The organism is Streptomyces sp. NPDC002868 (genome assembly GCF_055563295.1).
Genome location: NZ_JBVHDR010000001.1, coordinates 919,514 through 945,176 on the forward strand (window position 1 = coordinate 919,514; position 25,663 = coordinate 945,176).

23 protein-coding genes are annotated in these 25,663 nt (G+C 70.8%); 15 read left to right on the forward strand and 8 right to left on the reverse strand.

Going from position 1 to position 25,663, the window contains the following annotated elements; translation table 11 throughout:
- Positions 1-479 precede the first annotated feature (479 nt).
- Positions 480-2,117, forward strand: a complete 1,638-nt coding sequence (locus tag ACZ3H8_RS04265; RefSeq protein ID WP_467397150.1) for an ABC-F family ATP-binding cassette domain-containing protein — start codon at positions 480-482, stop codon at positions 2,115-2,117.
- Between the two features lie 99 nt (positions 2,118-2,216).
- On the opposite strand, the gene ACZ3H8_RS04270 is transcribed toward ACZ3H8_RS04265, so the two are convergent.
- The 3 genes from ACZ3H8_RS04270 to ACZ3H8_RS04280 form a co-directional block, all read right to left on the reverse strand.
- Entirely contained in the window at positions 2,217-4,613 is a 2,397-nt protein-coding gene (locus ACZ3H8_RS04270) for a Tex family protein (RefSeq protein ID WP_467397153.1), read from the reverse strand.
- A gap of 91 nt (positions 4,614-4,704) precedes the next feature.
- On the reverse strand, positions 4,705-4,839 hold the full coding sequence (locus ACZ3H8_RS04275) for an LPFR motif small protein (RefSeq protein WP_398982433.1): 135 nt from the start codon (positions 4,837-4,839) through the stop codon (positions 4,705-4,707).
- A gap of 61 nt (positions 4,840-4,900) precedes the next feature.
- Positions 4,901-5,764 (reverse strand): SCO6745 family protein, encoded by an 864-nt coding sequence (locus tag ACZ3H8_RS04280; RefSeq protein WP_467397157.1) that lies wholly within the window; start codon positions 5,762-5,764, stop codon positions 4,901-4,903.
- Positions 5,765-5,879: 115 nt separating this feature from the next.
- Here ACZ3H8_RS04280 and ACZ3H8_RS04285 point away from each other — a divergent pair, with 115 nt between their 5' ends.
- Positions 5,880-6,875 (forward strand): GlxA family transcriptional regulator, encoded by a 996-nt coding sequence (locus ACZ3H8_RS04285; RefSeq protein ID WP_467397159.1) that lies wholly within the window; start codon positions 5,880-5,882, stop codon positions 6,873-6,875.
- Positions 6,876-6,885: 10 nt separating this feature from the next.
- On the forward strand, positions 6,886-7,527 hold the full coding sequence (locus ACZ3H8_RS04290; RefSeq protein ID WP_467397161.1) for a DJ-1/PfpI family protein: 642 nt from the start codon (positions 6,886-6,888) through the stop codon (positions 7,525-7,527).
- On the opposite strand, the gene ACZ3H8_RS04295 is transcribed toward ACZ3H8_RS04290, so the two are convergent.
- Complete coding sequence (locus ACZ3H8_RS04295; RefSeq protein ID WP_467397164.1) at positions 7,511-8,272, reverse strand: enoyl-CoA hydratase/isomerase family protein; 762 nt, start codon at positions 8,270-8,272, stop codon at positions 7,511-7,513. The genes ACZ3H8_RS04290 and ACZ3H8_RS04295 overlap by 17 nt on opposite strands.
- A gap of 236 nt (positions 8,273-8,508) precedes the next feature.
- Here ACZ3H8_RS04295 and ACZ3H8_RS04300 point away from each other — a divergent pair, with 236 nt between their 5' ends.
- Positions 8,509-8,979 (forward strand): ATP-binding protein, encoded by a 471-nt coding sequence (locus ACZ3H8_RS04300; RefSeq protein ID WP_467397166.1) that lies wholly within the window; start codon positions 8,509-8,511, stop codon positions 8,977-8,979.
- Positions 8,980-9,016: 37 nt separating this feature from the next.
- On the opposite strand, the gene idi is transcribed toward ACZ3H8_RS04300, so the two are convergent.
- The 4 genes from idi to galE form a co-directional block, all read right to left on the reverse strand.
- A complete protein-coding gene (gene idi, locus ACZ3H8_RS04305) occupies positions 9,017-9,610 on the reverse strand; it encodes an isopentenyl-diphosphate Delta-isomerase (protein ID WP_307659961.1) in 594 nt (197 codons plus the stop codon).
- A gap of 144 nt (positions 9,611-9,754) precedes the next feature.
- Positions 9,755-11,002, reverse strand: a complete 1,248-nt coding sequence (locus ACZ3H8_RS04310; protein ID WP_467397170.1) for a GNAT family N-acetyltransferase — start codon at positions 11,000-11,002, stop codon at positions 9,755-9,757.
- Positions 11,003-11,196: 194 nt separating this feature from the next.
- Positions 11,197-12,138, reverse strand: coding sequence for a cation diffusion facilitator family transporter (locus tag ACZ3H8_RS04315; RefSeq protein WP_467397172.1), 942 nt, complete (start codon positions 12,136-12,138; stop codon positions 11,197-11,199).
- A gap of 142 nt (positions 12,139-12,280) precedes the next feature.
- On the reverse strand, positions 12,281-13,264 hold the full coding sequence (gene galE / locus ACZ3H8_RS04320) for a UDP-glucose 4-epimerase GalE (RefSeq protein WP_467397175.1): 984 nt from the start codon (positions 13,262-13,264) through the stop codon (positions 12,281-12,283).
- Positions 13,265-13,489: 225 nt separating this feature from the next.
- On the opposite strand from galE, the gene ACZ3H8_RS04325 reads away from it, so the two are divergent.
- The 11 genes from ACZ3H8_RS04325 to ACZ3H8_RS04375 all read left to right on the forward strand — a co-directional run bounded on the left by ACZ3H8_RS04325 (position 13,490) and on the right by ACZ3H8_RS04375 (position 25,563).
- A complete protein-coding gene (locus ACZ3H8_RS04325; RefSeq protein WP_467397950.1) occupies positions 13,490-15,442 on the forward strand; it encodes a DUF5941 domain-containing protein in 1,953 nt (650 codons plus the stop codon).
- Positions 15,439-16,176: a phosphocholine cytidylyltransferase family protein gene (locus tag ACZ3H8_RS04330; RefSeq protein ID WP_467397177.1), complete on the forward strand. Its 738-nt coding sequence runs from the start codon at positions 15,439-15,441 to the stop codon at positions 16,174-16,176. Before ACZ3H8_RS04325 ends, ACZ3H8_RS04330 begins: the two co-directional genes overlap by 4 nt.
- Positions 16,164-17,225, forward strand: a complete 1,062-nt coding sequence (locus ACZ3H8_RS04335; protein WP_467397179.1) for an iron-containing alcohol dehydrogenase family protein — start codon at positions 16,164-16,166, stop codon at positions 17,223-17,225. Before ACZ3H8_RS04330 ends, ACZ3H8_RS04335 begins: the two co-directional genes overlap by 13 nt.
- Positions 17,203-17,985, forward strand: coding sequence for a CDP-alcohol phosphatidyltransferase family protein (locus ACZ3H8_RS04340; RefSeq protein ID WP_467397183.1), 783 nt, complete (start codon positions 17,203-17,205; stop codon positions 17,983-17,985). Before ACZ3H8_RS04335 ends, ACZ3H8_RS04340 begins: the two co-directional genes overlap by 23 nt.
- A gap of 35 nt (positions 17,986-18,020) precedes the next feature.
- Positions 18,021-18,875 (forward strand): glycosyltransferase family 2 protein, encoded by an 855-nt coding sequence (locus tag ACZ3H8_RS04345; protein ID WP_467397952.1) that lies wholly within the window; start codon positions 18,021-18,023, stop codon positions 18,873-18,875.
- Between the two features lie 96 nt (positions 18,876-18,971).
- Positions 18,972-19,901, forward strand: a complete 930-nt coding sequence (locus tag ACZ3H8_RS04350) for an ABC transporter permease (protein ID WP_307659953.1) — start codon at positions 18,972-18,974, stop codon at positions 19,899-19,901.
- Complete coding sequence (locus ACZ3H8_RS04355; protein ID WP_467397187.1) at positions 19,894-20,700, forward strand: ABC transporter ATP-binding protein; 807 nt, start codon at positions 19,894-19,896, stop codon at positions 20,698-20,700. Before ACZ3H8_RS04350 ends, ACZ3H8_RS04355 begins: the two co-directional genes overlap by 8 nt.
- A 424-nt stretch (positions 20,701-21,124) precedes the next feature.
- Positions 21,125-22,042, forward strand: a complete 918-nt coding sequence (gene hpnC, locus ACZ3H8_RS04360) for a squalene synthase HpnC (RefSeq protein WP_467397189.1) — start codon at positions 21,125-21,127, stop codon at positions 22,040-22,042.
- 8 nt (positions 22,043-22,050) lie between these two features.
- Positions 22,051-22,989, forward strand: a complete 939-nt coding sequence (gene hpnD / locus ACZ3H8_RS04365) for a presqualene diphosphate synthase HpnD (protein ID WP_467397191.1) — start codon at positions 22,051-22,053, stop codon at positions 22,987-22,989.
- 82 nt (positions 22,990-23,071) lie between these two features.
- Complete coding sequence (gene hpnE, locus ACZ3H8_RS04370; protein WP_467397194.1) at positions 23,072-24,457, forward strand: hydroxysqualene dehydroxylase HpnE; 1,386 nt, start codon at positions 23,072-23,074, stop codon at positions 24,455-24,457.
- Positions 24,458-24,495: 38 nt separating this feature from the next.
- Positions 24,496-25,563, forward strand: coding sequence for a polyprenyl synthetase family protein (locus ACZ3H8_RS04375; protein WP_467397955.1), 1,068 nt, complete (start codon positions 24,496-24,498; stop codon positions 25,561-25,563).
- The last annotated feature ends 100 nt before the right edge of the window (positions 25,564-25,663 follow it).

The following is a 25,663-nucleotide window of genomic DNA, read 5'->3' on the forward strand; positions in this document are numbered from 1 at the left end:
GTACGACCCTCTGCGGCGCGAAGCCGGCGCACCGGGGTCGGGAGGGGGATTCCCGCGCTCCGTCCCTGCACCGGGGTGCGGCCCTCTGCGCCGCGAAGCCGGCGGCCCGGGGTCTGGGGCTTGCCCCGCCCGCTGTTCCCGCACGGGGGTGTGGCCCCTCTGCGGCGCGATGCGGGCGCCCCCGGGGGTGCCCTGGTTCGGGAGCGGAATCATCCCGACGCCCCCCTCGCCGCGAAGCCGGCGCCCCGGGGTCCGCGGGCTCGGCCCACGCCTGCTGTTCCGTACCGGGGTGCAGCCCTACGCGCCGCGAAGCCGGCGGCCCCCGGGGGTCTGGGGGCTTGCCCCCAGTTCGGGAAGGGGCGGGGTGGGGAAAAGACCCGCGCAGCGGCCCACCCCGCCGCACCGTCCCCCCAGCCCCGCCCCGCACATCGTCCCCCGAAACACCCCCCACCCCACCCGCGATTAGGATCAGCCCCCTCATGACTGCAACCCTCGTCGCCAAAGATCTCGCCGCCGGGCACGGCGACCGCCCGCTCTTCTCCGGGCTCGACCTCGTCGTCGCCCCCGGCGATGTGATCGGCCTCGTCGGTGTCAACGGCGCCGGCAAGTCGACCCTGCTGCGCCTCCTCGCCGGACTCGACCGGCCCGAGCAGGGCGAGCTCAAGCTCTCGCCGCCCGCCGCCACCGTCGGCCATCTCCCGCAGGAGCCCGAGCGCCGGGCGGGCGAGACCGTACGGGACTTCCTCGCCCGCCGGACCGGCGTCGCCGCTGCCCAGCGCGCCATGGACGAGGCGACCCAGGCGCTCGTCGACGGCGCGCCCGGCGCCGACGACGCCTACGCCGACAGCCTGGAGCGCTGGCTCGCCCTCGGCGGCGCGGACCTCGACGAGCGGGCCGACGAGGTCGCCGACTCGCTCGGCCTGACCATCGGGCTCGACCTGGCGATGACCGCGCTCTCCGGCGGCCAGGCCGCCCGCGCCGGCCTCGCCTCGCTGCTCCTTTCGCGCTACGACGTCTTCCTGCTCGACGAGCCGACCAACGACCTCGACCTGGACGGCCTGGACCGGCTGGAGACCTTCGTCCAGGGCCTGCGCGCCGGCACGGTCGTCGTCAGCCACGACCGCGAGTTCCTGACCCGCACGGTCACCAAGGTCCTCGAACTCGATCTCGCGCAGCAGCAGATCACCCTGTTCGGCGGCGGATACACCGCGTATCTCGAGGAGCGGGACACCGCACGCCGGCACGCCCGTGAGGACTTCGAGGAGTACGCAGACAAGAAGTCGGCGCTCGAAGGCCGCGCCCAGATGCAGCGCTCCTGGATGGACAAGGGCGTCAAGAACGCCCGCCGCAAGGCGACCGACAGCGACAAGCTCGGCCGCAAGTTCCGCAGCGAAGCGAGCGAAAAGCAGGCCGCGAAGGCCCGCCAGACGCAGCGCATGATCGAACGCCTCGACACCGTGGAGGAGCCCCGCAAGGAGTGGGAGCTCCGAATGGAGATCGCGTCCGCGCCGCGCTCCGGCTCGGTCGTCGCGACCCTCCGCGGCGCAGAGGTCCGCCGTGGCGACTTCACCTTCGGCCCGGCCTCACTCCAGATCGACTGGGCCGACCGGATGGCCATCACCGGCGCCAACGGTGCGGGCAAGTCCACACTGCTCGCCGCCCTCCTCGGCCGCCTCCCCCTCGACGCGGGCCACGCCACGCTCGGCTCCGGCGTGGTGGTCGGCGAGGTGGACCAGGCCCGCGGGCTGTTCTACGGCACCGAGAGACTGCTCGACGCCTTCTGCGCGGCCGTCCCCGACACAGAACCGGCCGAAGTCCGCACCCTGCTGGCCAAGTTCGGCCTCAAGGCGGACCATGTGCTGCGCCCGGCGACCACGCTCTCCCCGGGCGAACGCACCCGCGCTGCGCTGGCGCTGCTCCAGGGCCGTGGCGTCAATCTCCTCGTACTCGACGAACCGACGAACCACCTCGACCTGCCGGCGATCGAGCAGCTGGAGTCCGCGCTGGACTCGTACACCGGCACGCTGCTGCTGGTCACGCACGACCGCCGGATGCTCGACGCGGTCCACACCACGCGCCGTATCGAGGTGTCCGCGGGCAAGGTGACCGAGGCCTGAGGTCCGACGCCGAGCACGCCGCATGCGTAGGCAGTCATGCGTACGCACCCATGCGCGGGGCCCCGTCGCCGACCGGCAACGGGGCCCATCTGCGCTTCCTCAGCGGCGCCGGTCGGGATCCGCGAGACCGGCCCGCCGCAGCGCGTCCGCCATCGCGCTGTTCGCCGGCGGCGGAGCCTGGCGGTCGCCGCCACGGCTCCCGCCGCGGTCCCCACCGCGATCGCCCCCGCGCCCGCCCTGCTGACGGCGCTGCTGCGGCGGACGGCCGCCGCGCTCACCCCGCTCCCGCTGCCTCGGGCCGCCGCCCTCCTGCTTGGGCGCGGCCTCGTCCTCCAGCCGCAGCGTCAGCGAGATCCGCTTGCGCGGAATGTCGACGTCGAGAACCTTCACCTTCACCACGTCGCCCGGCTTCACCACGTCCCGCGGGTCCTTGACGAAGGTCTTCGACATCGCCGACACATGGACCAGACCGTCCTGGTGGACGCCGACGTCCACGAAAGCCCCGAACGCCGCGACATTGGTCACCACGCCCTCCAGCACCATCCCCGGCGCCAGGTCGCCGATCTTCTCCACGCCCTCCTTGAAGGTGGCCGTCTTGAACGCCGGCCGTGGGTCCCGTCCCGGCTTCTCCAGCTCCCGCAGAATGTCCGTCACCGTCGGCAGGCCGAACATCTCGTCCACATAGTCCGCCGGCTTCAGCGACCGCAGTACCGGCGCGTTCCCGATCAGTGAAGCGACCGCCTCGCCCGCCGTCTTCACCATGCGCCGCACCACCGGATACGCCTCCGGGTGCACGCTGGACGCGTCCAGCGGGTCGTCCCCGCCACGGATCCGCAGGAAGCCCGCGCACTGCTCGTACGCCTTCGGGCCGAGCCGCGCCACATCCTTGAGCGCCCTGCGGGAGCGGAACGGACCGTTCGAGTCGCGATGCGCGACGATGTTCTCGGCGAGCCCGGTGCCGATGCCCGACACCCGTGAAAGCAGCGGCGCGGACGCGGTGTTGACGTCGACGCCGACGCCGTTCACACAGTCCTCCACGACCGCGTCGAGCGACCGCGACAGCTTCACCTCGGACAGGTCGTGCTGGTACTGGCCGACACCGATCGACTTCGGGTCGATCTTGACGAGTTCGGCCAGCGGGTCCTGGAGGCGTCGAGCGATGGAGACGGCGCCGCGCAGGGACACATCGAGGCCGGGCAGCTCCTGCGAGGCGAACGCGGACGCGGAGTACACCGACGCGCCCGCCTCCGAGACCATCACCTTGGTGAGGCTCAACTCCGGGTGCTTCGCGCACAGTTCACCGGCGAGCTTGTCGGTCTCCCGCGATGCAGTGCCGTTGCCGATCGCGATCAGATCGACGGAGTGCTCCTTGGCGAGCCGCGCCAGTTTCGCCAGCGACTCGTCCCACTTGTTCGCCGGGACGTGCGGGTAGATGACGTCCGTGGCGACGACCTTGCCGGTCGAGTCGACGACGGCGACCTTCACGCCCGTACGGAAACCGGGGTCGAGCCCCAGCGTCGCCCGCGTGCCCGCCGGCGCGGCCAGCAGCAGATCCCGCAGGTTCGCCGCGAAGACCCGGACCGCCTCGTCCTCCGCCGCCGTACGCAGCCGAAGCCGCAGGTCGATCCCCAGATGCACCAGGATCCGCGTCCGCCACGCCCAACGCACGGTGTCCGCGAGCCACTTGTCGCCAAGGCGCCCGCGGTCGGCGACGTCGAAGCGCCGGGCGATCATCGCCTCGTACATCGAAGGGCCCGGCTGCTCGCCCGGCTCCTCCGGCTCGAGCACCAGGTCGAGGATGTCCTCCTTCTCGCCCCGGAACATGGCGAGTACCCGGTGCGAAGGAAGCTCCTTGAACGGCTCCGCGAAGTCGAAGTAGTCGGCGAACTTCGCGCCCGCCTCCTCCTTGCCGTCGCGCACCTTCGCCGCCAGCCGGCCGCGCGTCCACATCCGCTCACGCAGCTCGCCGATCAGGTCGGCATCCTCGGAGAAACGCTCTGTCAAGATCGCCCGCGCGCCCTCCAGCGCCGCGGCGGCGTCCGCGACGCCCAAGGCTTCGTCCACGAAGGCCGCGGCGGCCGCGAGCGGCTCCACCGACGGGTCGCCGAGCAGCCCGTCGGCCAGCGGCTCAAGACCCGCCTCGCGTGCGATCTGCGCCTTGGTGCGCCGCTTCGGCTTGAACGGCAGGTAGATGTCCTCAAGGCGCGCCTTGGTGTCGGCGGCCCGGATCTGCGCCTCCAGCGCCTCGTCCAGCTTGCCCTGCTCGCGCACGGACTCCAGGATCGCGGTCCGCCGTTCCTCCAGCTCCCGCAGATAACGCAGCCGCTCCTCGAGCGTGCGCAGTTGCGCGTCGTCGAGCATCTCGGTCGCTTCTTTGCGGTAGCGCGCGATGAACGGCACGGTCGACCCGCCGTCGAGCAGCTCGACGGCCGCCTTCACCTGCCGCTCCCGTACGCCGAGCTCCTCGGCGATCCTGCCTTCGATGGACGTCGTCACGGTTCCCCGACTCGCCTTCTCATGCTGGCTGTGCTGGCTGTGCTTGAGAGTGCATTGTGCCGGGTGGCCGGGGGCCGTGTCGCCTGCCGCTTCAGACGCGGCGAGTTCGGCGCCCGCCGCGCGAGGCTCCGCCGAAGAGCCGGGCGAGCATCCGGAAGGGCAGCGTCACCACGGTGGCGATCGCCGAGCCGATCATTCGGAGTGCGTCTGCGACTGCGCGGAACAAGGGCACCTCCAGGGCCGGTGACTGATGTCTCCCGAGTTGCCCTGGAGGGCCGTGGTAAACGTCAGCCCTTGCCGCTGAGGTCCGCGGGGAAGGCGCCGGAGGCCACCGCGGTCGTCAGGAAGCCGCGCGCCAGCTCGGTCAGCCGCTCGACGTCCTCGGCCCCCAGATGCTCGTACGGGGCGAGGTCGATGCGGTCCGTGTGCTCCTCCAGCTCCGTCCGCAGCCGTACGCCATCCTCGGTCAACTCGCCCTCGGCGTCCAGGATTCCACGCTCCCGCAGCCGCCCCTGGGCGGCCTCCCAGTCGGCGCGCCGCCAGCCGCGCGTGGCCAGAATCCAGCGCGGCGCCATGCCCTTGCCGGTGGCCGTGTGGCTCACCAGCGCCTCGATGGGGTCGAGCTCTGCGGAGAGCAGCGCCGTGAGGTGGCCGTCGCCGCGGTGCTCGCGCAGCAGGGTCGCGGCATGCCAGTAGGCGAGATGCGGCTCCTCGGGCACCGGCAGGTCGGCATGCGCGGCGTACAGCGGCCGGGCGTGCCGCGTGCACGCCTCGGCGGCGCGCAGCGCGAGCCGCGCCGCTTCCGCCAGCTCCTTCGATGCGATGACCTCGTCGCCCAGCAGCCGTCGCAGCGTGCTGTCGGCGGCGCGCAGCCGGGCCTCCAGGACGGCCTCGGGGGACGCGATGTCCCACACGGCGGGCAGATGCCGGGCGACCAGTTCGTGGTTGAAGTTGTAGAAGGCCGCGGTGACCGCACCCGGCCCGACGGCGCCCATCGCGGCGCCGCGCCCGGCGAAGTAGGCGGCCCTCGCGTCCTCGATGCCGAGCTGCGCGAGCTCGTCGGTGAAGTCCGGCGAGAAGTAGACCGTCGAGTGCAGCGGGTTGAGGGCGTTGTGGCAGCGGCGTCCCGCGCGCGGAGGCAGAGAGGTCATACCCGGCACGTTACCGACTGGTCGGTACGTAGTGAAGACCGGGGGTGCCCGGATGGCAGGAAAGGTGGGCTACTTGTCATTGCGGCCATCTCGTCCGCCGCCAAGGATGGAAGCCATGACCCAGCGATCCGTACTCGTCGTCCTCTTCGACGACCTGCAGAGCCTCGACGTGACCGGCCCGGTCGAGGTCTTCGCGGGCGCCGACAGGGCCGCCGGCCGCGCGTACGAGATCCGCACCGCGTCGCTGGACGGCGCCCCGGTCCGCACCTCCAGCGGCCTCACCCTCGTCCCGGACAGCAGCCTCGCCGAGGCCGCAGTCCCCCACACGCTGATCGTGCCCGGCGGCCCCGGCACCCGTACCCCCGACGCCCGCCTGACCGACTGGCTGCGCACCCACGCGTCGCGCGCCGAGCGCCTGGTCTCGATCTGCAGCGGCGCCCTGCTGCTCGCCGCGGCGGGTCTGCTCGACGGCCACCGGGTGACCAGCCACTGGGGGGTCTGCGACTGGCTGGCCCGCGACTACCCGGCCGTCGACGTCGACCCGGACCCGATCTACGTACGCGACGGAAAGCTGGCCACATCGGCCGGCGTCACCGCGGGCATCGACCTCGCCCTCGCACTGGTCGAGGAGGACCACGACCAGGACATCGCATTGACCGTCGCCCGCCACCTGGTCGTCTTCCTCCGACGCCCGGGAAACCAGGCGCAGTTCAGCGCCCAGCTCGCCGCCCAGACCGCGCGCCGAGAGCCGCTGCGCGACGTGCAGCAGCACATCACCGAGCACCCGGAAGGGGATCTCTCCATCGAGGCGCTCGCCGCCCGCGCCAGGCTCTCGCCACGCCACTTCGCCCGCGCCTTCCGGGAGGAGACGGGCATGACACCGGGCCGCTACGTCGACCGGGTCCGGCTGGAACACGCGCGGCGGCTGCTGGAGGAGACCGCCTACGGGGTCGAGGAGGTCTCGCGTGCGGCCGGCTACGGCACGCCCGAGGCCATGCGCCGCGCCTTCGTCAAAACCCTCGGCACCGCCCCGGCGGAGTACCGCCGCCGCTTCCACGCTCCCGTATCCCACGCCCCCGTACCCCACGCTCCCGTACAGAGCGCCCACTGAGAGGAACCCGATGCAGATCGCCGTCCTGCTCTACGACCGTTTCACCTCGCTCGACGCCGTCGGCCCCTACGAGCTGCTCGCCCGGTTGCCCGGGGCCGAGACCGTGTTCGTGGCGAAGGAGACCGGTCCGGTCCGGGGCGACCAGGGCAGCCTCGCCCTGGTCGCCGACCGCACCCTGGCAGAGGTGCCGAGCCCCGACATCGTCCTCGTGCCCGGCGGCCCCGGCTCCCGCGAGGCCATGCACGACGAGACGATCCTCAACTGGCTGCGTACGGCGGATGCCACCAGCACCTGGACCACCTCGGTGTGCACCGGCTCGCTGGTGCTCGCCGGCGCCGGTCTGCTGAGGGGGCGCCGCGCCACCACGCACTGGCTGGCGCTGGACGATCTGGCGCCCCTCGGCGCCGAGCCCACCGGCGAACGGGTCGTCTTCGACGGTAAGTACGTCACGGCGGCGGGTGTGTCCTCCGGCATCGACATGGCCCTGCATCTGCTCGGCCGGATCGCGGGCGACGAAGTCGCCCAGACCGTGCAGCTGCTCACGGAGTACGACCCGCAGCCGCCGTACGACGCGGGCTCGCCGGAGAAGGCGCCGGCCGAGATCGTCGCGCACTGGCGCGGCCAGGCGGAGAAGATCACACAGTCCAGGTGAAACGGGGCGCCCTGCGCTCCAGGAAGGCGGCGACCCCCTCCGCGGGGTCGCCGCTCGCGCGCGCCTGCTCCGCCCAGTGGGCGTCCCGGTCGGTACGGCCCGTCGCGAACTCCTTCGCCGCGGCCTGGGTGAGCTGCGAGCGCGACGTGACGACCCTGGTGAACTCCGCGGTGCGCTTGCCCAGTTCGCCCCGCGGCAGCACCTCGTCCACCAGACCGGTGCGCAGCGCCCGTTCCGTGTCGATCAACTCGCCCGAGAAGAGCAGATACTTCGCGGCGGCGGGACCCACCAGCGAGACCAGCCGCCGGGTCGTCGAGGCCGGATAGACGATCCCGAGCTTCGCCGGAGTCACCCCGAACAGCGAGTCCTGTTCCGCGAACCGCAGATCGCAGGCCGCGGCGAGCTGGCAGCCGCCGCCCACGCAGTAGCCGCGGACGGCGGCGAGCGTCGGCTTAGGGAACGCGGCGAGCGCCTCCTCGGCGCGTACGGCAAGGGTCTGCGGGGTCTCGCCGGGCTCCCGCAGCGAGGAGATGTCGGCGCCGGCGCAGAAGGTCGCGCCCTCGCCGGTCAGCACCAGCGCGCGTACCGCCGTATCCGCCGCCAGCCGCGCGAGCAGCTCGGGAAGCGCCCGCCACATCCCCGCGGTCATGGCATTGCGCTTGGCGGGATTGCTGATGACGACGGTGGCGACCCCGTCCGCAACGGTGTGGGTCAACTGCGGCTGCGAACGCTCCTTCTGTTCCATGCGCCGGATGCTATCCACCGGATCGGCGGCCGACGGATCGGCAGTATGGTCACAGAGCCGGAGAACCGGGCAGAAGAAGATCAGGAACAGTCGAACCACTGACGCTGTCATACGCACACGGTCAGAAAGCGTCGATAGGTGCTGACTTCTGTTCAGCGGCCCGGTCCGGACCAACCGACTCCCAACACTTATTACTCGATGGTCAGGGCAGTCGAGCCGAGGGTGGGTGCCGGACTATGGAGAGCCGCGGGAGCGTCCCGGCCCGGCCACTGTCGTACGAGGGCGTCTGGCGTTTCACCGCTCCTGCCCTCGACGTGTCCGTCCCGCAGGCCCGGCACGCCGTACGGGATCTGCTGAACCGCCAAGGCGTGCCCGTCGAGGACGATCTCGTCCAGGGGCTGCTGCTGATCGTCTCCGAGCTGGTCACCAATGCCGTACGGCACGCGGCCCTGCTCTCGCCCGAGATCGCCGTCGAGGTCGCCATCGGCGCGGAGTGGATCCGGGTGTCCGTGGAGGACAACCACCCCTACCGGCCCAAGGCGCTGGAGACCGATTACGGGCAGACCGGCGGCCGTGGTCTGCTGCTCGTGCGCGAGATCACCCTGGAAGCCGGCGGATCCTGCGACGTCGAGCACACCGCGAGCGGCGGCAAGATCATCTGGGCCGCGCTGCCGCTGAGACCGACCGCCGGCACCACGCCGCTCTAGCCGCTCCAGCCGCTGTTGGGCGCCGTGCCGGTCCGTGTCACCAGCCGCCGGAGGGGCCCGTGAGCTCCTTGATCGCCGGACGGGCCGCGTCCAGCACCGTCATGAACCACGCCGAGAACGGCGCCTCGGCATGCCGGTCCGTCAGTTCCTTCGGCGTCACGAAGGCCGTCTCACCGACCTCGTCCGGGTCCGGCCGCAGTGGAGCCTGCACCAGACCCACGAAGAGGTGGTTGTACTCCTGCTCCACCAGCCCCGAGTCCGGGTCCGGGTGGTTGTAGCGGACCGTGCCCGCCTCGGCGAGCAGTGAGGGCGAGACCCCGAGCTCCTCGTGCGTACGCCGGGCGGCCGCCGCGAAGGGGGCCTCACCCGGGAACGGATGCCCGCAGCAGGTGTTCGACCAGACGCCGGGGGAGTGGTACTTGCCCAGCGCGCGGCGCTGCAGCAGCAGCCGCCCGTGCTCGTCGAAGAGGAAGACGGAGAACGCCCGGTGCAGCTGCCCGGGCGCCTGATGGGCGGAGAGCTTCTCCGCGGTGCCGATGGTATTGCCGTGCTCGTCGACCAGCTCGAGCAGGATCGCTTGGGGGGCGCCGTTCGACGAGCTGTTCGCCGCGGTGGCTGGTGAGATCGGCATAACCATCCTTCGCATCGGTCCTCGGCCCATCGGGGGCCTGCCCAGTGTGCCGTACAAAAGCGGCTTGTCCGCACTTCGGCAGCCTGGGCATGTCCCCCCGCCGCGGCGGCTCGCGGCGGGGGCGACATTACTCACCAGAACTCATCACACACCGAAGGCCACCGGATAGCGGATCGTGCCCCGCGGCACGCCCAGGGAACCGTCCAGCACAAGGGCCAGCATGGCCTCGTCGGGCACGTGGAAGGCTGGCCTGATTCCGTACCGTGACGCCGGCTCGAAGCCGAACCTCGGGTAGTACCCGGGATGCCCGAGGACCAGGACGAGCCGCTCCTGGCGGATTCTCGCCACATCGAGCACGGCCCGGACGACCGCCTGCCCCGCGCCGCCCCGCTGGTGCTCGGGAGCCACCGCGACCGGAGCCAGCGCCACCGCGGGGACGTCCCCGACATGGCAGCGGGTGAGCAGTGCGTACGCTGCGACCGAGCCGTCCGCCGCCTCGGCGACGTACGACATCCCGGGCAGCCACGCATCGCCGTCCTGGCGCAGCTGGTCGACAAGGCCCGCCTCCTCGGCGGTCGGGAAGGCCGCGGCATTGACGGCGCGTACGGCCGGAATGTCGGCCGCCGTCTCCGGCCTGGTGCGCCAGCGCGGGTCGGCCGGCCGCAGGACATAGCCCGTGTAGCCGTACTCCGTGCCGTGGTCACGGCGCATCGCGATCTCCGCCCGGGTGGCGGCAAGCGCCTGCGCCATGCCCGGGGCCGATGCGTCCGCTGCGTCGGCCCGCTCGCCGAGCGGGCCGTAGTACTCCTCCCAGTCGCTCTCGGGCTGCCGGTGCACCCCGAGGACGGTGTAGCCCGCCGCGACGGCCGCCGAGATGTTCTCGGCGCTCGTACGCAGCGCATAGTGCTGGTCCCAGAAGGCGCGGGCTTCGGCCGAGGGTTGCCCGGCCGTCCACTCGCATTCGGTCAGGACGAGCGCGCCGCCTGGGGCGAGCAGCCGCCGCCACTGCCGTAGAGCGGTGTCGAAGCCGATGTTGTACGCGGAGCTCTCCGCACAGACGAGGTCGAACGAGCCGTCGGGGCAGGGGAGTTCGGCCATATCGGCCTTGACGGTGCGGATCGCGTTGCCGAGCCCGCGGGCCTCGGCGGTGTGGCGCAGTTCGTCCAGGAACGGCTCGTGCAGATCGACGGCCGTCACCTGTGCACCGGCTTCGTCGGCCAGCAGCAGCGCGCTGCGGCCGGGGCCGCAGCCCAGATCGAGCACGCGGGGACGCGCCGGCAGCGGCCCGGCGAGGGCGAGCAGCCGGCGGGAGGTGCGGTCGGAGCCGGGACCCTGCCGCGGAAGGCCGTGGTGCAGGGCGAAGAAGGCGTCATGAAGAGCGTTGTCGGACAACGTGGGAACCCTTGAGTGTGTGCGGGCTCCGGCCGACGTACGAGAAGGCGTACGAGAAAAGGGTCAGCCGGCAGCCCGGAAGCCGAAGATGGACCGGGCGCTGCGCAGGGCAGCGTTCGCCGCGACGGTCATCAACCTCAGCTCCTCTCAAGCGTGCTGGTAACACTGGCCGGTAAGGCTAGCAGCCGCTGCCCTCAGTGACAGAGCCTCGCCTCGTGCTCCGCATGGCCGACCGGCTCCAGCTGGAAGGTGCAGTGCTCCACGTCGAAGTGGCCCCCGATGCACCCCTGCAGATCGTGCAGCATCTTCTCGTGCCCGACCGCGTCCAGGATGTGCTGGCTCACCACCACATGCGCGGAGAGCACCGGCATCCCGGAAGTGATCGTCCAGGCGTGCAGATCGTGGACGTCCTCCACGCCGGGGAGCCCCACTATGTGCGCCCGGACCTCGCCCATGTCGACGCCCTTCGGCGCCGCCTCCAGCAGGACGTTGAGGGTCTCCCGCAGCAGCTTCCAGGTGCGTGGCACGATCATCAGGCCGATGACCAGTGATGCGATGGGGTCGGCGGGCAGCCAGCCGGTCGCGAGGATGATGGCGGCCGAGACCAGCACCGTCAGCGAACCGAGCGTGTCCGCAAGCACCTCCAGATACGCCCCGCGCACATTGAGGCTCTCCTTCTGACCCCGCACCAGGATCGAGAGCGAGACCATGTTGGCCAGCAGACCGACCACGGCGAACGCGATCGTCAGCCAGCCCTTGGTCTCGGCCGGGGTGATGAAGCGCTCCACCGCCTCGAAGAGCAGATAGGCGCCGACGCCGAGCAGCAGCAGGCAGTTGGCGAGCGCGGCCAGGATCTCGGCCCGGGCGAAGCCGAAGGTGCGGTTCAGTCCGGCGGGCCGGTTGGCGAAGTGGATCGCCAGCAGCGCCATCGCGAGACCGACCGCGTCCGTCGCCATATGGGCGGCGTCGGCGATGAGGGCAAGGGAGTCGGAGAGGATGCCGCCGACGATCTCCAGGACCATCACGCTCAGCGTGATGGCGAGCGCGATGCGCAGCCGTCCCTTGTAGGCCGAGGCCGCGGTGCCGGTCGGCGGCGGCCCGCCGTGCGAATGCCCGTGGTCGTGCCCAGCCCCCATGCGAGACGCCTCCAGGTCGTCGGATGATCTGCCGAGACCTCAGTCAACTACGGGTGGGGGGTATCAGGCAACACGGCACTGAACACCGTTGTCGTAACGCCTGACCTGCGGAAACGACCTGCAGGTCAGGGCGCTGACAAGATCACTTGATGCGGGCTTCGGGGTGCCGCAGGCACCAGCCATCCCAGGCCGACTCCACCATCTCGCGTACCCCGCGCGACGCCGTCCAGCCCAGCTCCTTGGCGATCAGATCTACCGAGGCGACGGCCTTGGCGGCATCGCCCGGACGGCGCTGCTCGATCACCGGCGCCTCGCCGTACCCCGTGACCTCGCCCACCAGATCGGCGAGTTCGCGCACCGAGACGCCGACGCCCCGGCCGATGTTGACCGTCAGATCCCCGGCCCCGTCCTGCTCGGCCAGCCGGCGGGCCACCGCGAGATGGGCGTCGGCCAGGTCCGCGACATGGATGTAGTCACGGATGCAGGTGCCGTCCGGCGTCGGGTAGTCGGCGCCGAAGATCCGCGGGGCCTCACCACGGGTGATCCGGTCGAAGAACATCGGGATGATGTTGAACACTCCGGTATCGGCCAGCTCCGGCCGGGCCGAGCCCGCCACATTGAAGTAGCGCAGACAGGCCGTGGACATGGAGTGCGCGTGGCCTGTCGCCCGTACCAGCCACTCGCCCGCCAGCTTGGTCTCGCCATACGGATTGATCGGCTCGCACGGAGCGGACTCGGGGATCAGGTCCATCTCGGGCACGCCGTATACGGCGGCCGAGGAGGAGAACAGGAAGCGCCGCACACCTGCCGCGACGACCGCCTCGAGGAGCACTGTGAGACCGTGCACATTCTCCCGGTAGTAGCGCAGCGGCTGCTCGACGGACTCCCCGACCTGCTTCTTCGCCGCGAGATGTACGACACCGGTGACGGCGTGCTCGGCGAGGGTGCGGTCGAGCAGCTCCCGGTCCAGGACCGCGCCGCGGACCAGCGGAATCTCCTCGGGCAGTCGCTCGGGTATGCCCGAGGAGACATCGTCGAGGACGACGACCCGCTCGCCCGCTGCTGTCATGGCCCGCGCCACATGCGCGCCGATGTACCCCGCTCCACCTGTGATCAGCCAAGTCATGCCGGTCAGCCTAGGCCCTGCGGACCCGCGGTTTGTGGGCCGAGGCGCCGATCGACGATGATGATCTCGGCGGGCCCTCCTGGGGCCCGGCCATGTCGAGCGGGACGTAAACGGCCAGTGAACTCCCGCCTCCGTGCATCCGATAGCCTCTGCCGACGTGCCGCCGCCCGTATACGGGCCGAGCCGCCGCGCACCAGCACCGTCAGCGCCAAGGAGTGAGTTCGTCTGTCGACCGCCATCCTCACCGGTCCGCCGGTACCCGGATCGTCGCTCGAGGGCGATCTGCGGTCGCTGGGCTTCGACGTCCGGGTCGCCTCGGGCGCCCAGGACACCGCAGCGCTGGTCGCAGCGGTGCCGGGCACCGATCGCGTCGCCGTCGTCGACCCCCGCTTCGTGGGGCACGTTCACGCCCTGCGGCTGGCGCTGACGGACCCCCGCTTCCCGGCCGCCGCGGTCCCGGGCGCACTGACGGTGCAGCCTCAGGCACGGACTGCTCTGACCCGGGCTCTGTCGGTCGCGGCGGGCACAGGGACCCCGTCCGGCGTGGCCGGAGCCGCACCGTCCGGTGCCGCCGAGTTGGCGACCGCCGCACAGGCCGGCGACGCGGCCGACGACAGTGACTCCCTGTCGGCTGTCCGGGCCGCGGTGCGGCCCGCCACCGGCAGCACGGGCGCGGGAGCGCCGGTAGTGCCCGACGCGCTCGCCGACGCGCTCGACGCCGAGGGCACCGCCGTGCACCGGCCCGAGCTGGGGTCGCTCGTGGCGACCGTGCCCACTGACCCCCAGACCCGTAACGAGGCCCGGCAGGCCGTCACCGCGGTCGACGACGAGGCCGTACGGCTGCGCTCCGCCGTGAAGGCCCGCGACGGCTTCTTCACCACCTTCTGCATCAGCCCGTACTCCCGCTATCTCGCCCGCTGGTGCGCGCGGCGCGGACTGACCCCCAACCAGGTCACCACCGCCTCGCTGCTCACCGCGCTGATCGCGGCCGGCAGCGCGGCCACCGGCACTCGCGGCGGCTACATCGCGGCGGGTGTGCTGCTGCTCTTCTCCTTCGTCCTGGACTGCACCGACGGGCAGCTGGCCCGTTACTCGCTGCAGTACTCGACGATGGGCGCCTGGCTGGACGCGACGTTCGACCGCGCCAAGGAGTACGCGTACTACGCCGGTCTCGCCCTCGGTGCCGCCCGCGGCGGCGACGACGTATGGGCACTGGCACTCGGCGCGATGGTGCTGCAGACCTGCCGCCATGTCGTGGACTTCTCCTTCAACGAGGCGAACCACGACGCGACGGCCGTTGGTAAGTCTGTGACTGGCAGCCCCACCGCCGCGCTCTCCGAGAAGCTCGACAGCGTCGGGTGGACGGTCTGGCTGCGCCGCATGATCGTGCTGCCGATCGGCGAGCGCTGGGCCATGATCGCCGTGCTGACGGCCGTGGCCACGCCCCGGATCGTCTTCTACGCCCTGCTCATCGGCTGCGCCTTCGCCGCCTGCTACACCACGGCGGGCCGCGTCCTGCGCTCGCTGACCCGCAAGGCACGCAGGACCGACCGGGCCGCCCAGGCGCTCGCCGACCTCGCCGACTCGGGCCCGCTCGCCGCGAGCGCCGCGCGCGCCTTCACGACGGCCGCCAGAAAGCTTCCCGCGTTCGGGCCGCTCGCGATCGCGCTGGCCGGCGGCGCCGCTCTTGTGGCAAGTGCCACGTTCACCGACTACGGCTCACTCTGGCCGGTCGTCGCGGCTGTGGCGTATGTCATCACCTCGGGCACAGCCGTCGCCCGCCCCCTCAAGGGCGCCCTCGACTGGCTCGTCCCGCCGGTGTTCCGGGCCGCCGAATACTGCACCGTCCTGGCGCTCGCCGCCCGGGCAGAGGTGAACGGAGCGTTGCCCGCGGCCTTCGGACTGGTGGCGGCGGTCGCCTACCATCACTACGACACGGTGTACCGCATCCGCGGCGGTACGGGCGCGCCGCCGCACTGGCTGGTGCGGGCGACCGGCGGGCACGAGGGGCGGGTCCTGGCAGTCGCGCTGCTGGCCGCGGTGGTCGCCGCCGCAGACTTCACCATCGCGCTGACGGCCCTCGCTGTGGCCGTCGCACTCGTGGTGCTTGTGGAGAGCATCCGCTTCTGGGTGTCCTCCGGAGCACCCGCCGTACATGACGAAGGAGAACCCGCATGATCGGCCTCGTACTGGCAGCCGGTGCCGGACGGCGTCTTCGCCCCTACACCGACACGCTCCCGAAGGCCCTCGTGCCCGTCGACGGCGACACCACCGTCCTCGACCTCACCCTGGGGAACTTCGCTCACATCGGGCTCACCGAAGCCGCCATTGTCGTCGGCTACCGCAAGGAGGCCGTATACGAGCGCAAGGCAGTCCTGGAGGCGAAGTACGGCCTGAAGCTCACCCTCGTCGACAACGACAAGGCCGAGGAGTGGAACAATGCCTACTCCCTTTGGTGCGCCCGTGACGTCATAAGGCAGGGCGTCATCCTCGCCAACGGCGACACCGTGCACCCCGTCTCCGTCGAGCAGACCCTGCTCGCCGCCCGCGGCAACGGCCAGAAGATCATTCTCGCCCTCGACACGGTGAAGCATCTCGCCGACGAGGAGATGAAGGTCATCACGGACGGCGACAAGGGTGTGCAGCGCATCACCAAGCTGATGGACCCGGCCACCGCCACCGGTGAGTACATCGGCGTCACCCTCATCGAGCCCGAGGCCGCCGACGAGCTCGCCGACGCGCTGAAGACCACCTTCGAGCGCGACCCCGACCTCTACTACGAGGACGGCTACCAGGAGCTCGTGAACCGCGGCTTCACCGTGGACGTGGCCCCCATCGGCGACGTCAAGTGGGTCGAGATCGACAACCACGACGACCTCGCGAAGGGCCGTGAGATCGCGTGCCTGTACTGACCCGACTGATCCCGTCCCCGGTCGTCGTCGACATCGCCCGCGGCGCCCTGGACGATCTGGCCGGCCTCCTTGCCGACCAGCGGATCTCCTCCTCCGGCAAGCTCGCGATCGCGATCAGCGGCGGCTCCGGCCAGGCGCTGCGCGAGAAGCTCTCGCCGGTGCTTCCGGGCGCCACCTGGTTCGAGGTCGTCGGCGGCACCATCGACTCCGCCGTCAAGCTCGCCGACGACATCAAGGGCAAGCGGTACGACGCCGTGGTCGGCCTCGGCGGGGGCAAGATCATCGACGTGGCGAAGTACGCCGCGGCGCGAGTCGGCCTGCCCATGGTTTCCGTCGCGACGAACCTCTCGCACGACGGCCTGTGCTCCCCGGTCGCGACGCTGGACAATGACAACGGCCGCGGCTCCTACGGTGTCCCCGGTCCGATCGCGATCGTCATCGACCTCGACGTCATCCGCGAGGCCCCGGTCCGTTTCGTACGCTCCGGCATCGGCGAGGCGATCTCCAACCTCTCGTCGATCGCGGACTGGGAGCTGTCCCACCAGGTCAACCAGGAACCGGTGGACGGCCTCGCCGCCGCGATGGCCCGTACCGCCGGCGAAGCCGTCCTGCGCCACCCCGGAGGTGTCGGTGACGACGATTTCCTCACCGTGCTCGCCGAGTCCCTGGTGCTGACCGGCATCGCGATCTCGATCAGCGGGGACACCCGGCCCGCGTCCGGCGCCTGTCACGAGATCAGCCACGCCTTCGATCTGCTCCACCCCAAGCGGGCCGCCAGTCACGGCGAGCAGGTCGGCATCGGAGCCGCCTTCGCGATGCACCTGCGTGGTGCGCACGAGAAGTCCGGACTCTTCGCCGAGGTGCTGCGCAGGCACGGCCTGCCGGTGCTGCCAGAGGAGATCGGCTTCAGCGTGGACGAATTCGTCAGAGCCGTCGAATACGCGCCGCAGACCCGTCCGGGCCGCTTCACCATCCTTGAGCACCTCGACCTCTCAACCGACCAGATCAGGGACGCGTACGCCGACTATGCCAAGACCATCAGTAGCTGAACTCCGTCCGGTCGTTCACCCGGAGGGAGTGAAGGACCGGCGAAGCGGCGAGCACTGGGCCGGGCGCCTGTACATGCGAGAGATCTCGCTGCACATAGACCCGTACCTGGTGAACACCAAGATCACGCCGAACCAGCTCACCTACCTCATGGTCGTGGTGGGTGTGCTGGGCGGCGCTGCCCTGCTGATCCCGGGACTGCCCGGCGCGATCCTCGCGGTGGTGCTCTTCCAGATCTATCTGCTGCTCGACTGCGTGGACGGCGAGGTCGCCCGCTGGCGCAAGCAGACGTCGATCACCGGCGTCTACCTCGACCGGATCGGCCACTACCTCTGTGAGGCGGCCCTGCTGGTCGGCTTCGGCGTGCGCGGCGCGGACGTCTTCCACCAGGAGGGCTCCACGAACTGGCTGTGGGCCTTCCTCGGTACGGTCGCCGCCCTCGGCGCGATCCTGATCAAGGCCGAGACCGACCTGGTCGACGTGGCCCGCCAGCGCAGCGGTCTGCCCGCCGTCAAGGACGAGGCGTCCGTGCCCCGTTCCTCCGGTCTGGCGCTGGCCCGGCGTGCCGCGGCCGCGCTGAAGTTCCACCGGCTCGTCGGCGGCATCGAGGCCAGCCTCTTCATCCTGGTCGTGGCCATCCTCGACATGATCCAGGGCGATCTGTTCTTCACCCGTCTCGGCATCGCGTTCCTCGCCGGTATCGCGGTCGTCCAGACGCTGCTGCACCTCGTGTCGATCCTCGCGTCCAGCAGGCTCAAGTGACGGCGCCGCTGAGGCTCGGCGCGGTCATCATCACGATGGGCAACCGGCCGGACGACCTGCGCGCCCTCCTCGACTCGGTCGCCAAGCAGGACGGCGACCCGATCGAGGTGGTCGTGGTCGGCAACGGCGCCCCGGTGATGGACGTCGCAGATTTCCCGTCGGTTGTACGCACCGTGAACCTGCCCGACAACCTGGGCATCCCCGGCGGCCGCAACGTGGGCATCGAGGCCTTCGGCCCGTCCGGCTCCGGAGTCGACGCGCTGCTCTTCCTCGACGACGACGGTCTGCTGCCGAACAGCGACACCGGTGAGCTGGTGCGCCAGGCCTTCGAGGCCGACCCGAAGCTGGGCATCATCAGCTTCCGGATCGCCGACCCGGAGACCGGGCTCACCCAGCGCCGCCACGTCCCGCGGCTGCGCGCCTCCGACCCGCTGCGCTCCTCGCGGGTGACGACCTTCCTCGGCGGCGCCAATGCCGTGCGTACGAAGGTGCTCGCCGAGGTCGGGGCACTGCCCGACGAGTTTTTCTACGCCCATGAGGAGACGGACCTCGCCTGGCGGGCGCTGGACGCCGGCTGGGCGATCGACTACCGCGCGGACATGGTGCTGTTCCACCCGACGATGCCGCCGTCCCGGCACGCGGTCTACCACCGGATGGTGGCCCGCAACCGGGTCTGGCTCGCCCGCCGCAATCTGCCCGCGCCCCTGGTCCCCGTCTACATCGGTGTCTGGGTGCTCCTCACACTGGCCCGGCGCCCCTCGCTGCCCGCCCTGAAGGCATGGTTCGGCGGCTTCAAGGAGGGCTGGCGGACGCCCTGTGGTCCGCGCCGTCCGATGAAATGGCGTACGGTATGGCGGCTCACCCGACTGGGCCGACCTCCCGTCATCTGACAAGCTCGGTTCTGAGAAAATCGGGCGTACCTCCGGGACCTGGCCGCCACCTGAGAGCCCTACTGCCGCGCATCTTGAACACGAAAGTTTCAACTTGTGAGTGACACGACCCAAGACGGCGCGATCGCGACCAGCGTTCGCCCGTCGCCCGACGACGGTCTGACCCCGGCGGAGCTGGCCGCCAAGTACGGCCTGTCGGTGAGCGGTGCCCGGCCGGGGCTCGCCGAGTACATCCGGCAGCTGTGGGGCAGGCGCCACTTCATCCTGGCCTTCTCGCAGGCCAAGCTGACGGCCCAGTACAGCCAGGCGAAGCTCGGCCAGCTGTGGCAGGTGGCGACGCCGCTGCTCAACGCGCTCGTCTACTACTTGATCTTCGGGCTCATCCTGGGGACCCGGGAAGGGATTCCCAACGAGGTTTTCGTCCCGTTCCTGGTGACCGGCGTCTTCGTCTTCACCTTCACCCAGAGCTCGGTGATGGCGGGCGTCCGGGCGATCTCGGGCAACCTCGGTCTTGTGCGGGCCCTGCACTTCCCGCGCGCCGCCCTGCCCATCTCCTTCGCGCTCCAGCAGCTCCAGCAGCTGCTGTTCTCGATGCTGGTGCTGTTCCTGATCGCGATCGGCTTCGGCAGCTACCCGAAGCTCTCCTGGCTGCTGATCATTCCCGCGCTGGCAATGCAGTTCGTGTTCAACACCGGCATGGCGATGATCATGGCCCGTCTTGGCAGTAAGACGCCCGATCTCGCCCAGCTGATGCCGTTCATCATGCGCACCTGGATGTATGCGTCCGGCGTCATGTTCTCCATCCCGATGATGCTCAAGGACAAGCCGGCCTGGATCGCCGATGTCCTGCAGTGGAATCCGGCCGCCGTCTACATGGACCTCGTCCGGTTCGCACTGATCGACGGTTACGGCTCCGAGAATCTGCCTCCGCACATCTGGGCCTTCGCGCTCGGCTGGGCGATCCTGTTCGGCATCGCCGGGTTCGTGTACTTCTGGAAGGCTGAGGAACGGTACGGCCGTGGCTGATCTCGAAAAGAACGACAAGAGAACCGTCGACGACTCCCGCGTTCCCACCGTCATCGCCGACGATGTGCACATCGTGTACCGCGTGCACGGCGGCAGCGGCGGAAGGGGCAGCGCCACCGCCGCGCTGAGCCGGATCGTGCGGCGGGACAAGGGCGAGTCGCGGGGAGTGCGCAAGGTGCACGCTGTGCGCGGCGTCTCCTTCACCGCGTACCGCGGCGAGGCGATCGGCCTGATCGGCACCAACGGTTCCGGCAAGTCGACCCTGCTGCGCGCCATAGCGGGTCTGCTGCCGACGGAGAGCGGCAAGGTCTACACCGACGGCCAGCCCTCCCTGCTCGGCGTCAACGCCGCGCTGATGGGCGATCTGACCGGTGAGCGCAATGTCATCCTCGGTGGCCTGGCCATGGGCATGACGCGTGAGGAGATCCGCGAGCGCTACGAGGGGATCGTGGACTTCTCCGGGATCAACGAGAAGGGCGACTTCATCACCCTTCCGATGCGCACGTACTCCTCCGGCATGGGGGCCAGGCTCCGCTTCTCCATCGCCGCGGCCAAGGACCACGACGTCCTGATGATCGACGAGGCGCTGGCCACCGGTGACCGGAAGTTCCAGCGGCGCTCCGAGGAGCGTATCCGTGAGCTGCGCAAGGAGGCCGGCACGGTCTTCCTGGTCAGCCACAGCAACAGCTCGATCAGGGACACCTGCGACCGCGTCCTGTGGCTGGAGAAGGGCGAGCTGCTGATGGACGGGCCGACCGACGAGGTCATCAAGGCGTACGAGAAGGAGAGCGGCAGGTAGTCCGCCGCCGGTCCCAAAAGGCCCCCGCCGTGGCATCCGGGCGGGGGCTTTCTGCGTCTCTGGAGAGACAGCGGCTCCCTCGCCGGGGCGCGGCGATCGGGCCCGGATCGTCAAGTGAAGGTCAATTCCCGGGGCCCGGGGGAAGGTTGGCGACGATTGGAGTGTTCTTGTAATGCGCGCAACACCCCGGCGTATCACTGGGCGTTGTACAACGTAAGCTGTACCGGTGCTGAATCGCGGCAAGTGGGGCGATACACCCTAGGCATCCCGTCCGCCAGGCGGTGCCCCCTCAGTCGGGAGGACCGGCGGCGTGTCCGAAATAGGATGTATTGGGTCGGCAGTGTAGAACGGGAGATGTGACGGCAATGACGGAAAATCTCCAGGTCCGCGAGGCTTTCGCCGTCCCCGCGCCGGGCAGTCCCGTATGACGGGCACCCGGCAGGCGCGCCGCGAGGCATCCGCGCGCGCCACCCTCGACAAGGCATCCGACGAGAACTTCCCGGTGGCCCCCTTCTTCCTGCCGCGCGCCTGGCGCGACGACCTGATGGCGGTGTACGGCTACGCCCGCCTCGTCGACGACATCGGCGACGGTGACCTCGCGCCCGGCGGCGCCGACGCCCGCCACCTCGGCGTCGACCCGGCGCAGGCCGACGACCCGCTCGCGATGCTCGACGCCTTCGAGGCCGATCTGCGCCGCGTCTTCGCCGCCGATACCGAACCGAGTCACCCCCTGCTGCACGCCCTCCAGTCGACCGTGCGCCGTCGCTCGCTCACCCCCGAGCCCTTCCTCGGCCTGATCGAAGCCAACCGCCAGGACCAGTTGGTGCGGCGCTACAAGACGTACGACGAACTCCTCGCGTACTGCGAACTGTCCGCCAACCCCGTCGGTCGCCTGGTGCTGCAGATCACCGGGACCGCCAGTCCCGAACGCGTCCGCCGCTCCGACGCCGTCTGTACCGCCCTCCAGATCGTCGAGCACCTCCAGGACGTGGCCGAGGACCTGGGGCGCGACCGGATCTATCTGCCCGCAGAAGACATGCACCGCTTCCATGTCACCGAGGCCGACCTGGCCGCGAGAACGGGGAGCGCGTCGGTGCGCTCACTGGTCGCGTACGAAGCGGAACGCGCCCTGCAACTGCTGAATGAAGGCACACCGCTGGTGGGTAGCGTCCACGGCAGACTGCGGCTGCTGCTGGCCGGGTTCGTTGCCGGGGGGCGCGCGGCCCTCACCGCGATCGAGGCTGCCGGAAACGACGTCCTGCCCGGACCGCCCAAGCCCACCAAGGCACATCTGCTGCGTGAAGTGGGAGCTGTCTTGCGAAAAGCGCGTAGAGAGGGGTGAGCCGGACGATGCAGGGACCGACGGAGGTACCCGCGCCGGTGCAGGCTGCGTACAGCTACTGCGAGGCCGTCACCGGGCAGCAGGCGCGCAATTTCGCCTACGGGATCAGGCTCCTGCCGACCGACAAGCGGCAGGCCATGTCGGCGCTGTACTCGTTCTCGCGGCGGGTCGACGACATCGGCGACGGCACGCTCGCTCCGGAGGCCAAGCGGGACCGGCTCGAAGGGACGCGGGAACTCCTGAAGCGGATCCGTCAGGACGCGGTCGGCGAGGACGACATCGACCCGGTCGCGGTCGCCCTCGCGGACGCGGCGCGCCGGTTTCCCCTTCCGCTCGGCGGGCTCGACGAGCTCATCGACGGCGTGCTGATGGACGTACGTGGCGAGACCTACGAGACCTGGGACGACCTCAAGACGTACTGTCGGTGTGTCGCGGGCGCGATCGGGCGGCTCTCGCTCGGCGTGTTCGGCACCCAGCCCGGCGCGCGCGGCGCCGAACGCGCCCCCGAGTACGCCGACACGCTTGGACTCGCCCTCCAACTCACCAACATCCTCAGGGACGTTCGCGAGGACGCGGGCAACGGCCGCACCTATCTGCCCGCCGACGACCTCGCCAAGTTCGGCTGTTCCGCGGGCTTCCACAGCGCCACCCCGCCGCCCGGCTCCGACTTCGCGGGCCTTGTGCACTTCGAAGTACGGCGCGCCCGCGCCCTGTTCGCCGAGGGCTACCGGCTGCTGCCGATGCTCGACCGGCGCAGCGGCGCCTGCGTCGCCGCGATGGCCGGCATCTACCGCCGCCTCCTCGACCGCATCGAGCGGGACCCCGAGGCGGTGCTGCGCGGCCGCGTGTCCCTGCCCGGGCGCGAGAAGGCGTACGTCGCCGTGCGCGGGCTTTCCGGACTCGACGCCCGGCATGTCACCCGGCAGAAGCTCAGGGGGCGTGCCTGATGCGGGCGAACGCGGACAAGCGGCGCGCAACCCTCCGGTGCGGCGCGACGTCCCAGACTGCAACGGCCCGAGGGGAGGTCGCATGACGGACGACGACATGCGGTCCCGGCACGCGGTGGTGATCGGCGGAGGACTCGCCGGGGTCACCGCGGCGCTGCAACTCGCCGACGCGGGAGTCGGTGTCACCCTCCTCGAAGGCCGCCCGCGTCTGGGCGGTCTCGCCTTCTCCTTCCGCCGCGGGGACCTCACCGTCGACAACGGCCAGCATGTGTACCTGCGCTGCTGCACCGCGTACCGCTGGTTCCTCGACCGGGTGGACGGCGCTCATCTCGCCCCGCTCCAGGACCGGTTGGACGTACCCGTACTGGACGTCGCACCGGCGCGCGGACCGCGTCTCGGACGGCTGCGCCGCACCGCGCTGCCCGTACCGCTGCACCTCGCCGCCGGACTCGCCACCTATCCGCACCTCTCGCTCGCCGAGCGCGCGTCCGTCGGGCGCGCCGCACTCGCGCTCGGCAAGCTGGACCCGGCCGACCCGGCGCTGGACGGCATCGACTTCGCCACCTGGCTGGGCCGCCACGGCCAGTCGCAGCGCACCGTCGAAGCCCTCTGGGACCTGGTCGGCGTGGCGACGCTGAACGCCACCGCGCCGAACGCCTCGATGGGCCTCGCCGCCATGGTCTTCAAGACCGGACTGCTCTCCGAGCCCGGCGCCGCCGACATCGGCTGGGCCCGCGTGCCGCTCGGGGACCTGCATGACACGCTGGCCCGCAAGGCACTCGACTCGGCCGGTGTACGCACCGAGCTCTCGACCCGGGTACGGAGCATCTCCCGTGCGGGCCTTGGGCGTTGGCAGGTCAACGTGGAGGGCGAGCAACTGGACGCGGACACCGTCGTCCTCGCCGTGCCGCAGCGCGAGGCCCATGCGCTGCTGCCCGAAGGGGCCCTCGACGACCCCGACCGGCTGCTCGACATCGGCACCGCGCCGATCCTCAACATCCATGTCCTGTACGACCGCAAGGTGCTGCGCCGTCCCTTCTTCGCCGCGCTCGGCACCCCGGTCCAGTGGGTCTTCGACCGCACCGAGGCCTCCGGACTGCGGGAAGGCCAGTATCTGGCGCTGTCCCAGTCCGCCGCCGAGGACGAGATCGATGCGCCCGTCGCCGTACTGCGTGAGCGGTATCTGCCCGAGCTGGAGCGGCTGCTGCCCGCCGCGCGAGGCGCCGGGGTGAGCGACTTCTTCGTCACCCGGGAGCGGACGGCGACCTTCGCCCCTGCCCCGGGCGTCGGCCGGCTGCGACCGGGTGCGCGCACCCGGGCCCCCGGCCTGTACCTTGCGGGCTCGTGGACCGCCACCGGGTGGCCCGCGACCATGGAGAGCGCCGTACGCAGCGGCTTCAGCGCCGCGGGCGCCGCACTCTCCGCGCTCGGCCGCCACCATGAACATCCGCTCAAGGAGGCGGCGTGAGCTTCAGTACTGGAACAAGAGGAGAGACCGTGCCGACTGTGCCCTCGGCGAGCCCTGCTGATGACACCGCAGCGGGAGTCGACATCGTCGCTTTGCTGGAGCGCGGGCGGACCATGTCCACCCCCGTGCTGCGCGCAGCCGTGGACCGGCTCGCGCCGCCCATGGACACCGTCGCCGCCTACCACTTCGGCTGGATCGACGCGCAAGGACGGCCCGCCGACGGGGACGGCGGCAAGGCCGTACGCCCCGCGCTGGCGCTGCTGTCCGCCGAGGCGGCCGGCGCAGCCCCCGAGGTCGGCATCCCCGGCGCCGTGGCGGTGGAGCTGGTGCACAACTTCTCGCTGCTGCACGACGACCTGATGGACGGCGACGAGCAGCGCCGCCACCGCGACACCGTCTGGAAGGTGCACGGACCGGCCCAGGCGATCCTCGTCGGCGACGCGCTGTTCGCGCTCGCGGGCGAGGTCCTGCTGGAGCTCGGCACCGTCGAGGCGGGCCGCGCCACGCGCCGGCTGACCACTGCCACGCGCAAGCTCATCGACGGCCAGGCCCAGGACATCTCCTACGAGCACCGCGAGCGGGTCACCGTCGAGGAGTGCCTGGAGATGGAGGGCAACAAGACGGGCGCGCTGCTGGCCTGCGCCGTCTCCATCGGCGCGGTGCTCGGCGGGGCGGACGACCGGACGGCCGACACGCTGGAGGCGTACGGCTACCACCTCGGACTCGCTTTCCAGGCCGTCGACGATCTGCTGGGCATCTGGGGCGACCCGGAGTCCACCGGCAAGCAGACCTGGAGCGATCTGCGCCAGCGTAAGAAGTCCCTTCCGGTCGTCGCCGCGCTCGCCGCGGGCGGACCGGCCTCACAGCGCCTCGGAGAGCTGCTCGCGGCCGACGCCAAGAGCAATGACTTCGACAGCTTCTCCGAGGAAGAATTCGCTACCAGGGCGGCCCTGATCGAAGAAGCGGGCGGCCGCGACTGGACCTCCCAGGAGGCCCGCAGGCAGCACGCCGTCGCGATCGAGGCGCTGGGCCGCGTCGACATGCCGGAACGGGTGCGGGCGCAGCTCATCGCGCTCGCGGACTTCGTCGTCGTACGAAAGAGATGATCGCCATCGCCCGTATACGCGTGTCTTCTGGGGGCTAGCCCCCAGGCCCCCAAGCAGTCGCCGGCCGGTGCACGGGAAACCGGGCGCCGGCCGACGTCAG